The sequence below is a fragment of the Nocardia cyriacigeorgica genome (assembly GCF_010858045.1).
GTDB classification, from domain to species: Bacteria; Actinomycetota; Actinomycetes; order Mycobacteriales; family Mycobacteriaceae; genus Nocardia; species Nocardia cyriacigeorgica_E.
This window is the reverse complement of sequence record NZ_JAAGVC010000023.1, coordinates 71680-82550: the sequence shown is the minus strand read 5'-3', so window position 1 is coordinate 82550 and position 10871 is coordinate 71680. Positions and strand designations below refer to the sequence as shown.

Here is a 10871-nt window from a genome sequence, read left to right as displayed (position 1 = left end):
GTCGCGCAGAGTGAGGTCCGCGCACCGTGCCCGCGGTGCGCGGACCTTCGCGCATTCCTTCGATTCGACATTTCTCGTTCGCACCCCACTCCCAGGGAGTTCGCACCATGCCGAAGGTCAGTGACGATCACCTCGCTGCCCGGCGCAGCCAGATACTCGACGGTGCCCGGCGCTGCTTCGCCGAATTCGGCTACGACGGCGCCACCGTGCGCCGATTGGAGGAGGCCATCGGGCTCTCGCGCGGTGCGATCTTCCATCATTTCCGCGACAAGGACGCGTTGTTTCTCGCGCTGGCCCAGGAAGACGCCGAGCGGATGGCCGATGTCGCGGCCAATCAGGGCATCGTGCAGGTCATGCGGGACATGCTGGCCAATCCCGAGCAGTTCAACTGGCTCGGCACCCGGCTCGAGATCGCGCGCAGGCTGCGCACCGATCCCGAGTTCCGGGCCGGCTGGACCCAGCGCTCGGCCGAGTTGACCGCCGCGACGCTGGCCCGGCTGGAACGCCGCAAGGCCGCGGGCGCGCTGCGCGACGATGTGCCGACCGATGTCCTGCTCGGCTATCTGGATCTGGTGCTCGACGGGCTCATCGCGCGCATCGCGTCGGGGCACACCAACGAAAACCTGTCCGCCGTATTGGATCTGGTCGAAGCGTCGGTGCGCCGCAGGGAATGATGGCCCGCGGTGTCAGAACGTCGCGTTCAGATAATTGGCGGCGTGCGTCGTCCACAGCACGCCGGTGCCCGGCATATCGTGGCCGGAGTACAGCACGTGCTGGCCATCGGGCCACGGGGTGAGGTAACCGATCACCCCGTGCACCGCTTCGGCATAGCGGGCGGCATTGGCCAGCGGGTCGGCCAGCAGGAAGCGCAGCAGTTCGGCGAAGATCAGCGGCGCCGCGTTGCCGAACCTGGCGCCCTCGACGAACGAGAACGGCGAAATCCCGACATCGATGATACGCAGCGGTGAATCGGCGCGCACCGAGGTGATGATGTCGCCGGGGTTGGCGTATTCGCGGACCGCGAGATCGGGCCAGTCGCCGCGCTGACCGTGCAGGCCGAAGGTGTCGGGCGGGCACAGATCGCCCACCGACTCCCCCGCGCGGCGCAGCGGATTGGCGAAGTTCACCACGAAGGCGATCTCGAGCGGGCTGCCGTCGGTATTGGTGTAGGTGCCAGCCCGCACGCCCTCGAGGATCCGGCTCGCGCAGATCGATCCCAGCGAATAGCTCAGTAGCCCACAGACATTCGGGGACTGCCGGATGGCTTCGACGCCTGCGGCGGTGCCGATCCGCACCGAGGTGTCCAGCGACGGCCCCCAGACATCCGGTGAGGGACCCACCGAGGCGGGCCAGTCCGGTTCGAAACACCGGAACCGCTGCGGATCCAGCAGTTTCGTGACGTCGCGCAGCATCCCCGTCGGGGCGCCGCCGGGATCGCGTGGCTCTCCGGTCCCGCGCAGCGTGATGATGTCGATCATCGCCAGTCCCTCCTCACCGGCCCGCCGTTGCTCGGCGGGCACCCAACGGTATGGCCGGGCCACGAGCGGCGCCCGAGTAGCGAACTACCCCAATTGTGCCCGCGCCCAGCCCGTCGGCTAGGGCGAATCGCCTTCCCATCCGGCGAGCAGGGCGCGGACGATGCGGTCCAGTTCACCGCGGTCGGCAGCGGAAAGCACCGACAGCAGCCTGGTTTCGTTCTCCGTGTGCGCGGTGACGACGGTATCGATCAGCGCGCGCCCCGCGTCGGTCAGCGCCACCCGGATGGCGCGACGATCGGCGGCGTCGGCGATGCGGCGCACCAGACCGGCCGATTCCAGCCGGTCCAACCGCCCCGTCATGCCCGCCCGCGACAGCATGAGCGTGTCCGCGAGCACGGAGGGGTTCAGTTCGAACGGCTCGCCTGCCCGGCGCAGCGCCGCCAGCACGTCGAACTCGCCGCGCTGCAAGCCGTGCGCGGTGAACACCGCTTCGATCTCGCGGCGCGCCAGCGCTTCGAACCGGGCCAGGCGTCCGAGTACGGCCATCGCCTCCAGGTCGAGGTCGGGCCGTTCGCGGCGCCATTGCGCCGCGATCGCGTCCACCGCATCGGCGGTCGGTTGGTTCATGGACAGCATTCTATTCGCTGCGATATAGTTCGGTACCGAATTATCAACCAACGAACAACTGGAGCTGTCATGCCGATCCCGGAACGCGCCGCCGCCATCCGTCAGCCGCACGAGACCGAACTCCTCGGCACCGAGGACACCCGGGTGCGCCTGCTCATCGACAGCGACGAAACGGGCGGCTCGGTCAGCACGGTCGAAGTCACCCTGAGCCGCGGCGCCGACGGTGCGGCACCGCACTTTCACACCCGCTCCGACGAGCTGTTCTACGTCGCCGACGGCGAATTGCAACTGCTCGCAGGCGAGGAGATCGTCACCGTGGGCGCGGGCGGGTCGATCGTGGTCCCACGGCATATGACGCACGCCTTCGGCGCGACGCCCGACAGCGGGGCCCGCATCCTGATCGCACTGATGCCCGGTGTGCAGCGGTTCGATTACTTCCGGCTGCTGGACCGGATCGCCGCGGGCGAGGCCACGCTCGCCGACCTTGCCGCCACTCAGGACGAGTTCGACAACCATTTCGTCGACGCGCCGCGGTGGTGGGATGAACGCGCCGCGGGCCGCCGCTGAATCCGCGCTGTGACACGAATATCACCGGACCGGGGAACATCGCGGGCCGCGCCGGGGTTCGCCAAGGCATGACCTTCTCCGTCCCCGTCATCGTCCGCGGATACGAGCTCGACACGCAGGGCCACCTGAACCAGGCCGTGTACCTGCAGTACGCCGAACACGCGCGCTGGGAGTTGCTGCGCGCGGCCGGTGTCAGCCAGGACAAGCTGATCGCCAGCGGCGTCGGCCCGGTGGTACTGGAGCAGACCATCAAGTACCTGCGCGAACTGCGCGGCGGCGACGAGGTCGAGGTCACCTGCGAGTTCGACTGGCAGGACGGCAAGATCTACGGCCTGCTCCAGCAGATCCGCAAACTCGACGGCACCGTCGCGGCGGAATTCCGGGTGGTGGGCGGATTGCTCGATCTGTCCGCGCGCAAACTCGTGGCCGATCCCCGGGAACGCTTCCGCGCGCTCACCGATCGCGCCGAACTGCTCGGGCTCTGACAACCCGGCGCCGACGCTGCGCCAACCCGGACCGCATCGGGATGCAGCATCCGGCTCCGCGTCTTTGTGAAACTCGTACGGGTCTGACTGCGCCCGGAGACCGGGCGCACGCCACCTTCGGGCAATACCCGCAGGCGGGTGCGCCGTGCCCACGATAGCCATGTGATTGCGCGCCTGTTCGCCCCACCGCACCGAAAATCTTTCGGCGCTAGCGGTTCCCGCGCGCAATTCCGGTTTGCCGGAGCCGCGGTAAATCTCGCGAACCGGGCCGGGGACAACCCCGCACGCGATATGATCCAGAGCACGCTCGGGGGTCCTGGCAAATCGTGAGCAGATCGGAGTTTCCACCATGACCGATGCCATCCACTTCCCCGGCGCCGCGGCGACCGGTGACCGTGTTCCCGCACTGCAGGGCATGCTCGTGGCCCAGTCGGAACGCGATATCACCGTCCGGGTGGCCGAAGGGACGTGGACCTTCCGGCGCGCCGATGTGCTGCGGGTACTCGAATCCGACGCCACCGCTGCCGCGCCGGGGCGTCCGGTGCTGGTCGACATCCGCCCCGGCGCCACCGCCGACTTCACCCGCAGGCTGCGCATCGACGTCGTCGACCGGCCCATGACGCTGGCCGCGCCACCGTCACCGGCCTTCGGCGACGATCTACTACGTGAGCTCACCGAGTCCTGGGCCGACGAACTCCAGCTGCTCGACGCACCGGGCTCCGGCGCGACATTCACCTATTGCCAAACGAAATCGCACGCGGGCAGCGACGACGGCATCAACTGCGACAGCCTCGACTGAGCGGCGGGCAGGTGGCCGCTCCCCGGACGGGTTCGGTATTGATCGTGTCCGAATCCGACGATCTGCACGCGACCGCCATGGCGGTGACGCTGCGAGAACAGCACGGCGTCAACCCGATTCAATTGGATCTGCGTGATTTTCCGCGCGAGTCCGGTAGTTTCCGGCTCGACCGGCTCGGCACCACACGGTCGATGTCACATCTCATCGGCCTCGACGAGGTGCGCTCGGTGTGGTGGCGGCGTCCGCATCCCGCCCAGGTGCCCGCAGGCGTGCGCGCCACCGACGACGCCTTCCGGCAGGCCGAATGCGATGGATTCATCCAGGGCCTGCTGTGGTCGATCCCGGCGCTGTGGGTCAATGACCCCGGCAACGATCGCACCGCCAACCGCAAGATCGTCCAGCTCGAGACCGCCCACCGGGCCGGCTTCGCCATCCCGGAGACGCTGATCACCAACGATCCGGACGAGGCGCGCAGTTTCATCGAATCTCGGCCCGGCGCAGTGGTTTACAAACGCACCGGCACCAGCAGGGCTGAGTTCGCCGAGACCAGGATCGTCGGCGAATCCGATCTGGCCAGGCTCGCCGGGATCCGCAGCGCGCCGACCATCTTCCAGGATTACGTCGTCGCCCGGTGCGATCTGCGGGTGGTGTGGGTCGACGGGGTGGCGTGGACGGTGCGCATCGACTCTCAGGCCGGAGCCGGGCACGTCGATTCGCGGCTGGACACCTCGGTCGAGTTCGCCCCGGATCAGCTGCCCGCCTCGGTGAGCAAATCGCTGGCGATCCTGATGGGGGCACTCGGTCTGAGCTTCGGCGTGCTGGATCTGCGCCTCGGCGTGGACGGCGAGTACTACTTCCTCGAGGTCAATCCGCAGGGCCAGTTCGCCTACCTGGAGATCAAGACCGGGCTGCCCATCTTCACCAGCCTGGCGAACCTGCTGGTGCTCGGCGATGGTGCCGTCGCCGAGCGCTGATGCGCGCGCACCGGTAGACGCCGCGCCACCATGGGTGCGCGGCAACGCCCCGGTGTGATTACTGGGCTTTGCGCCGGTTGGCCCCGCCACGGCTGCGGAGCTGCACATGCGACTCCACCAGCACGTTGTGGATGAAGCCGTAGGAGCGGCCGGTCGCGCGCGCCAGGGAGCGGATGCTCGCGCCCGCCTCGTATTGCTTCTTCAACTGCGATTGCAGGCGGTCGCGCGACTTTCCCGTGACGCGTGTGCCCTTACCCAGGGTGGTCTTTCCCGATGTGGCTCTGTGTGCCGGCCTGTCGCTCATGGCTTCCTCCGAGTCGCCGAGCAGCGTCATTCCAGGCTAAGCACTCCGGAGGCCGTGATCAACGGATTCCCGTGATGAAAATCACGCGAGCTGAATCAATTCCAGATACTCGGCCGACCAGTGGTCCTCGGTGCCGTCCGGCAGCAGGATCACCCGCTCGGGGGCCAGTGCTTCGGCCGCACCCGGATCGTGGGTGACCAGCACGACCGCGCCCGCATAGGTGCGCAACGCGTCGAGCACCTGCTCCCGCGAGACCGGGTCGAGGTTGTTGGTCGGCTCGTCGAGCAGCAGCACATTCGCCGCCGAGGACACCAGACCGGCCAGCGCCAACCTGGTCTTCTCACCGCCGGACAGGGTGCCAGCGGGCTGCTCGAGCTGCGGGCCGGTGAACATGAACGCGCCGAGCAGGCCGCGTAGATCCTGTTCGCCCGCATCGGGCGCCGCGTGACGGATGTTCTCCCACACCGTCGCGTTGTCGTCGAGAGTGTCGTGTTCCTGGGCGAAGTAGCCGACCTTCAGTCCGTGCCCGGCGACCAGTCCGCCCGCGGTGGGCTTCTCCACCCCGGCGAGCAATCGCAGCAGCGTGGTCTTGCCCGCGCCGTTGAGGCCGAGCACGACGACCCGGCTGCCGCGGTCGATGGCCAGATCGACGCCGGTGAAGATCTCCAGCGAGCCGTAGACCTTGGTCAGGTTCTCCGCCATCAGCGGGGTCTTGCCGCAGGCCGCGGGTTCCGGGAACTTGATCCGCGCCACCTTGTCGGCCACGCGCACCTCGTCGAGTTCGGACATCAGTCGTTCGGCGCGTTTGACCATGTTCTGCGCGGCAACGGCTTTGGTGGCCTTCGCACCGAGCTTGGCGGCCTGCGCGCGCAGGGCCGAGGCCTTCTTCTCGGCATTGGCGCGTTCGCGGCGGCGGCGTTGTTCGTCGGTGGCGCGGGCGTCGAGGTATTTGTGCCAGCCCATGTTGTAGACGTCGGCCTCACCGCGTACCGCGTCCAGGAACCACACCTTGTTCACCACGTCGGCGAGCAGCTCGACATCGTGGCTGATCACGATCAGCCCGCCCTCGTGGTTCTGCAGGAAGCCACGCAGCCAGGTGATGGAGTCGGCGTCGAGGTGGTTGGTCGGTTCGTCGAGCAGCAGGATGGTATCGGAGCGGCCGCCGCTGCCGTCGGAGGCGGCGAACAGGATGCGCGCCAGTTCGATGCGGCGCCGCTGACCACCGGACAGCGTGCGCAGCGCCTGGCCGAGCACCCGATCGGGCAGGCCGAGGCTGTTGCAGATGCGCGCGGCCTCGCTCTCCGCGACGTAACCACCCAGCGCCGAGAACCGCTCCTCGAGCCGGCCGTATTTGCGGACCGCGCGATCGCGTTCGGCCTCGTCGGCCACCTCGGCCATCAGCGCCTGCTGCTTTTCCATATCGCGGATCAGCGTGTCCAGGCCACGCGCCGACAGCACCCGATCGCGGGCGAGCACATCGAGATTGCCTTCGCGCGGATCCTGCGGCAGGTAGCCGATATCGCTGGAACGCAGGATCTTGCCCGCATAGGGTTCACCCTCGCCGGCCAGGATGCGCAGCGTGGTGGTCTTGCCCGCGCCGTTGCGCCCGACCAGCCCGATCCGGTCGCCCGCCTGCACGCGCAGGGCCGGCCCTGGGGCCGACAGCAGTGTGCGGACTCCGGCCCGGACCTCCAGGTCGGTCGCGGTGATCACAGATGTCTCCTAGGCGCGTGGTGGGAATGCTGCTCGATTGTGCGACGGGATGCGCACAAGAACCACCGATTTTACCTGCCGCCCGCCCCGCCCCGGACACCCGGCGGACGTGAGAGGCATTACCTTCGCCCGCGACGGCCGCACAGCCAGGCACCGCGGGCACGGCGACTGAAGTAACGTGACGTCACATGACTACGGATCTGTTGGGCAAAAGCGCACTGGTGACCGGAGCCAGCCGCGGAATCGGTCACGCGGTGGCCGCCGAATTGCTGCGCCGGGGCGCGAACGTGCTGATCACCGCGCGCAAGGCGGAACCCCTCGAGCAGGCGGCCGCACAGCTGCGCGAACTCGGCCATCAGGGCGAGGTGGTGGCGCTGGCGGGCAACTCCGGTGACGCCGACGCGCGCGCAGCCGCGGTGGATCGCGCGGTGACCGAGTTCGGTTCGCTCGACATCCTGATCAACAACACCGGCATCAACCCGGTCTACGGCTCCCTCATGGACGCCGACCTCGATGCCGTGCGCAAGATCTTCGACGTCAACGTGGTGGCCGCGCTCGGCTACATCCAGCAGGCCCACCGGGCCTGGATGGGTGAGCACGGCGGCGCGGTGGTGAACGTGGCCAGCGTGGCCGGCATCCGGTCGACCGGCGTGATCGCCGCCTACGGCGCGTCCAAGGCCGCGCTGATCCGGCTCACCGAGGAGCTGGCCTGGCAGCTGGGACCGAAGATCCGGGTGAACGCGGTGGCGCCCGGCGTGGTCAAGACGTCCTTCGCCGATGCGCTCTACTCGGCCGATGAAGAGGCCGCCGCGAAGGTGTATCCGTTGAAGCGGCTGGGTGCGCCCGAGGATGTGGCGCGGCTGATCGGGTTCCTGGTCTCGGCGGAATCCGGCTGGATCACCGGCGAGACCGTGCGCGTCGACGGCGGTCTGCTCTCCACCGGCGGAATCTGACAGACCCGGCGAACAACTCGGCGGTGTCCGCGTCGTCGCGGACACCGCCGTTGCTGTCAGACCCCGACCGGCTGACGCCAGTCGTCCTTGTCCTTGTCCACCGGGGCCGGCGGCAGCGACGGCCCCTCGTCCAGGCCGTACCGCTCGTGCAGTCGGCGCAGCGGTCCCGGCGCCCACCAATTCCAGTCGCCGAGCACCTTCATCGCCGCGGGCAGCAGGAATCCGCGCACCAGCGTCGCATCGACCAGCACCGCCAGCGGCAGTCCGATGCCGAAGGCCTTCATGAAGGTGATGTCGGAGGCGAGGAAGCCGAGGAACACCAGCGAGATCAGCACCGCGGCGGCGGTGACGATGCGGCCGATGCGTTCCAGGCCCACCGCGATCGCGACCTCGTTCTTGCCGGTCTGGTCGTATTCCTCGCGAATCCGGGCCAGCAGGAAGACCTGGTAGTCCATCGCCAGGCCGAAGGCGACGCCGAACAGCATGACCGGCACCGTGGCCGGCAGATCCCCGGTGACGGTGAAGTCCAGCAGCCCGGACAGATGTCCGTCCTGGAAGATCCAGACCAGCGCGCCGAAGGTGGCGGTGAGGCTGAGGAAGCTGAGCACGACCGCCAGCACCGGCAGCACCACGCTGCCGGTGAGCAGGAACAGCACCACCAGCATCACCAGGATGACGAACCCGAGCGCGATCGGCAGGGTCGAGATCACCTCGTCGATGGCGTCGGCATTGGCGGCAGCCACGCCGCCGACCAGGACCGCCGAAGGCGCCTCGACCGCGCGCACGTCGTCCACGATCCGATCCAGCACCTCGGGATCGGTGGTGTCGGGGACCACCGACAGGTAGGCCGCGGAGTCGGTGGCGAACTGTTCGTGGGTGTCGGTGGCCGGGGCCAGCAGGCCACCGTGGGCGTAGCTGCCGGTCGCGGTGTCGACCCGTTGCACATCGTCGATGTCGGAGACGCGGCGGGCGTAGGCGTCGAGACCGGACTTGCCCTCGGGCAGCACGATGAACAGCCCGCTCTGTTCGGTGACGGTGAAATCGCGCTGGATCGCCTCGGTGACCTGCCTGTTGTTCATCGACTCCGGCAGCGAACGTTCGTCGGGGAAGCCCAGTTTGATGCCGAGGAACGGTGCTCCGAGCACCAGCAGCAGCGCCGCGACCGCCAGTCCGATCGGGACGGGCCTGCGCATGACCGCGGTGGCCAGGCGATGCCAGAAACCTTCGCCGGGCGCGGGCCGCGGCGCCCGGAAGAACCAGCCCAGCTGCCCCTTGTCGATGCGGGTGCCGACCAGATACAGGATCGCCGGCAGCACGGTGAGCGAGACGGTCGCCGCGATCAGCGCGACGGCGAGCCCGGCGTAGCCCATCGAGCGGACCGCGAGCAGCGGGAAGAACAGCAGCCCCGACAGCGCGACGGCGACGGTGGCGGCGGAGAAGGCCACGGTGCGACCGGCCGAGCGCATGGTGGCCGCGACCGCGGGGCCCGGATCGGTCCCCGCGACCAGTTCGTCACGGAAGCGGTTGATCATCAGCAGGCTGTAGTCGATCGCCAGACCGAGCCCGAGCAGGGTGGCGACATTGGTCGCGGTCGCGGCCAGATCGGTGGCCAGCGCGATCAGCCACAGCGTGCCCATGGTGATCATCACCGTGACCATGGCGACCACCAGCGGCAGGCTGGCCGCGACGAGGCCGCCGAAGACGAACAGCAGCGCGATGAGGGTGATCGGGAAGGCGATGGATTCGCCCATCACGACGTCTTTTTCGCTCTGCTGCACGGTTTCGCGCAGCAGCATCGCGTAGCCGCCGATGCGGACCTCGACCGGGCCGTGGCTGCCCTCGAACCGTTCGGCGATATCGCCGACCCGGCGATCGACGTCGGCCTCGTCGCCGAGGATGCTGGCCACGATCAGGCCCTTGCGGCCGTCGGCGCTGCGCAACGCGGGCGTCTTGTCGGTCCAGTAGGAGGCGACGCCGGTGACGCCTGCCTCACCCTTCAGCTGGTCGACCAGTTCGGTTGCGGCGGTGGCGACCTCATCGTCCTCGACGGGCCGGTCGGCCTCGACCAGCAGGACGAGGTTGGGCGGGGCCTGCCCGAATTCGTCGGCCAGCGCCTCGGTGGCCCTGCTGGATTCGCTGTCGGGGGCGATATATCCGCCGCCCTGCACCTTGTCGAACAGGGTCGAGCTCAGCATTCCCATGGCCAGTGCGAGCACCGCGAACACGGCCAGAATCTGCCGGCTGCGCCGCCTGGTCAGTCCGAACACAGCGTTTTCCCTCACTCCCGCGCGGCCGCGCCCAGCTGCTGGGCGCCGCCGATTCCACGTCGACGTCGGGTGACAACGGCCACCGGGCGTCGCGGCCGACGCCCGCGCGATCCTAACAATCCCCGCAGCAAAGCCGCTGAGCGAGAAGAGTTTCCATCTGCGCGGCACCGCCGCAGCCGAGATCGCTGAAAGTTAGCCGGGTCGCCGGGTTCCGGTGCCCCGCTCCGCGCTCGACAGCGCTCGGGCGGGAAGGCCGGCCGCGAGGATCAGGACTGATGGGGCAGGTTCTGCAACCGCACCTGACCGCGCGCGACCACGCGCCCGGTCTCGTCGGTGACCACGACCTGCCACAGTTGCTGGAGTCGCCCCTGATGCAGCGGGGTGGCCTCGCCGGTGAGCGTGCCCTCGCGCACCGCGCGCAGGAAGTCGGTGCTGTTGTTCACGCCGACCACATTGCCGCGCTCGCCGTACCAGACGCCGCCACCGACGCTGGCCAGCGATTCGATGACGGTGCAGAGCACGCCGCCGTTCTGGATGCCCGCGGGCTGGTGCAGCTTGGGGGTGACCTCCCATTCGCCGCGCACCAGATCCGGGCCGACGGCGGTGTAGCGCAGGCCGATCAGATCGGTGAAGGTGCCTTCGCTGTACTTCGTCATCAGCTCGGGGGTGATATCGGCCAGCGAGGTGAGCGCGTGGGTCTGCTG

Annotated in this window: 12 protein-coding genes; 6 read left to right on the top strand and 6 right to left on the bottom strand. The window is 68.6% G+C overall.

What is annotated here, in order from left to right; genetic code table 11:
- The first annotated feature begins 107 nt into the window (after window positions 1-107).
- On the top strand, window positions 108-674 hold the full coding sequence (locus tag GV790_RS19295; RefSeq protein ID WP_014350851.1) for a TetR/AcrR family transcriptional regulator: 567 nt from the start codon (window positions 108-110) through the stop codon (window positions 672-674).
- Between the two features lie 12 nt (window positions 675-686).
- On the opposite strand, the gene GV790_RS19290 is transcribed toward GV790_RS19295, so the two are convergent.
- Window positions 687-1478, bottom strand: a complete 792-nt coding sequence (locus GV790_RS19290) for a hypothetical protein (RefSeq protein ID WP_163814724.1) — start codon at window positions 1476-1478, stop codon at window positions 687-689.
- Between the two features lie 117 nt (window positions 1479-1595).
- Complete coding sequence (locus GV790_RS19285) at window positions 1596-2105, bottom strand: MarR family winged helix-turn-helix transcriptional regulator (protein ID WP_163814723.1); 510 nt, start codon at window positions 2103-2105, stop codon at window positions 1596-1598.
- A 69-nt stretch (window positions 2106-2174) separates the two neighbouring features.
- Between GV790_RS19285 and GV790_RS19280 the strand changes: the two genes are divergently transcribed.
- The 4 genes from GV790_RS19280 to GV790_RS19265 all read left to right on the top strand — a co-directional run bounded on the left by GV790_RS19280 (window position 2175) and on the right by GV790_RS19265 (window position 4930).
- On the top strand, window positions 2175-2672 hold the full coding sequence (locus tag GV790_RS19280; protein WP_163814722.1) for a cupin domain-containing protein: 498 nt from the start codon (window positions 2175-2177) through the stop codon (window positions 2670-2672).
- A gap of 68 nt (window positions 2673-2740) precedes the next feature.
- The gene (locus GV790_RS19275) at window positions 2741-3157 is read left to right on the top strand and encodes an acyl-CoA thioesterase (RefSeq protein ID WP_163814721.1); all 417 of its coding nucleotides are present in this window, start codon (window positions 2741-2743) and stop codon (window positions 3155-3157) included.
- Window positions 3158-3506: 349 nt separating this feature from the next.
- Complete coding sequence (locus tag GV790_RS19270; protein WP_163814720.1) at window positions 3507-3956, top strand: hypothetical protein; 450 nt, start codon at window positions 3507-3509, stop codon at window positions 3954-3956.
- Window positions 3957-4000: 44 nt separating this feature from the next.
- Window positions 4001-4930 carry a hypothetical protein gene (locus GV790_RS19265; protein ID WP_280212958.1) on the top strand — a complete coding sequence of 310 codons (930 nt, stop codon included), beginning with the start codon at window positions 4001-4003 and terminating at the stop codon, window positions 4928-4930.
- Window positions 4931-4988: 58 nt separating this feature from the next.
- Here the strand turns inward: GV790_RS19265 and GV790_RS19260 are convergent, their stop codons facing one another.
- Window positions 4989-5234 carry a helix-turn-helix domain-containing protein gene (locus tag GV790_RS19260; RefSeq protein WP_048834140.1) on the bottom strand — a complete coding sequence of 82 codons (246 nt, stop codon included), beginning with the start codon at window positions 5232-5234 and terminating at the stop codon, window positions 4989-4991.
- An 81-nt stretch (window positions 5235-5315) separates the two neighbouring features.
- Complete coding sequence (locus GV790_RS19255; protein WP_130916383.1) at window positions 5316-6947, bottom strand: ABC-F family ATP-binding cassette domain-containing protein; 1632 nt, start codon at window positions 6945-6947, stop codon at window positions 5316-5318.
- Between the two features lie 188 nt (window positions 6948-7135).
- Between GV790_RS19255 and GV790_RS19250 the strand changes: the two genes are divergently transcribed.
- Window positions 7136-7900, top strand: a complete 765-nt coding sequence (locus GV790_RS19250; protein WP_163814718.1) for an SDR family oxidoreductase — start codon at window positions 7136-7138, stop codon at window positions 7898-7900.
- A gap of 56 nt (window positions 7901-7956) precedes the next feature.
- Here the strand turns inward: GV790_RS19250 and GV790_RS19245 are convergent, their stop codons facing one another.
- Together GV790_RS19245 and GV790_RS19240 are read right to left on the bottom strand one after the other, a co-directional pair.
- Window positions 7957-10167, bottom strand: a complete 2211-nt coding sequence (locus GV790_RS19245) for an MMPL family transporter (RefSeq protein ID WP_163814717.1) — start codon at window positions 10165-10167, stop codon at window positions 7957-7959.
- A gap of 266 nt (window positions 10168-10433) precedes the next feature.
- Window positions 10434-10823 (bottom strand): PaaI family thioesterase, encoded by a 390-nt coding sequence (locus GV790_RS19240; protein WP_228815323.1) that lies wholly within the window; start codon window positions 10821-10823, stop codon window positions 10434-10436.
- Window positions 10824-10871: the final 48 nt, after the last annotated feature.

Bases quoted from the DNA above. Each gene is read 5' to 3' on its own strand.
- GV790_RS19295 (WP_014350851.1), top strand. From the start codon at position 108: ATGCCGAAGGTCAGTGACGATCACCTCGCTGCCCGGCGCAGCCAGATA.
- GV790_RS19290 (WP_163814724.1), bottom strand. From the start codon at position 1,478: ATGATCGACATCATCACGCTGCGCGGGACCGGAGAGCCACGCGATCCC.
- GV790_RS19285 (WP_163814723.1), bottom strand. From the start codon at position 2,105: ATGAACCAACCGACCGCCGATGCGGTGGACGCGATCGCGGCGCAATGG.
- GV790_RS19280 (WP_163814722.1), top strand. From the start codon at position 2,175: ATGCCGATCCCGGAACGCGCCGCCGCCATCCGTCAGCCGCACGAGACC.
- GV790_RS19275 (WP_163814721.1), top strand. From the start codon at position 2,741: ATGACCTTCTCCGTCCCCGTCATCGTCCGCGGATACGAGCTCGACACG.
- GV790_RS19270 (WP_163814720.1), top strand. From the start codon at position 3,507: ATGACCGATGCCATCCACTTCCCCGGCGCCGCGGCGACCGGTGACCGT.
- GV790_RS19260 (WP_048834140.1), bottom strand. From the start codon at position 5,234: ATGAGCGACAGGCCGGCACACAGAGCCACATCGGGAAAGACCACCCTG.
- GV790_RS19250 (WP_163814718.1), top strand. From the start codon at position 7,136: ATGACTACGGATCTGTTGGGCAAAAGCGCACTGGTGACCGGAGCCAGC.
- GV790_RS19240 (WP_228815323.1), bottom strand. From the start codon at position 10,823: ATGACGAAGTACAGCGAAGGCACCTTCACCGATCTGATCGGCCTGCGC.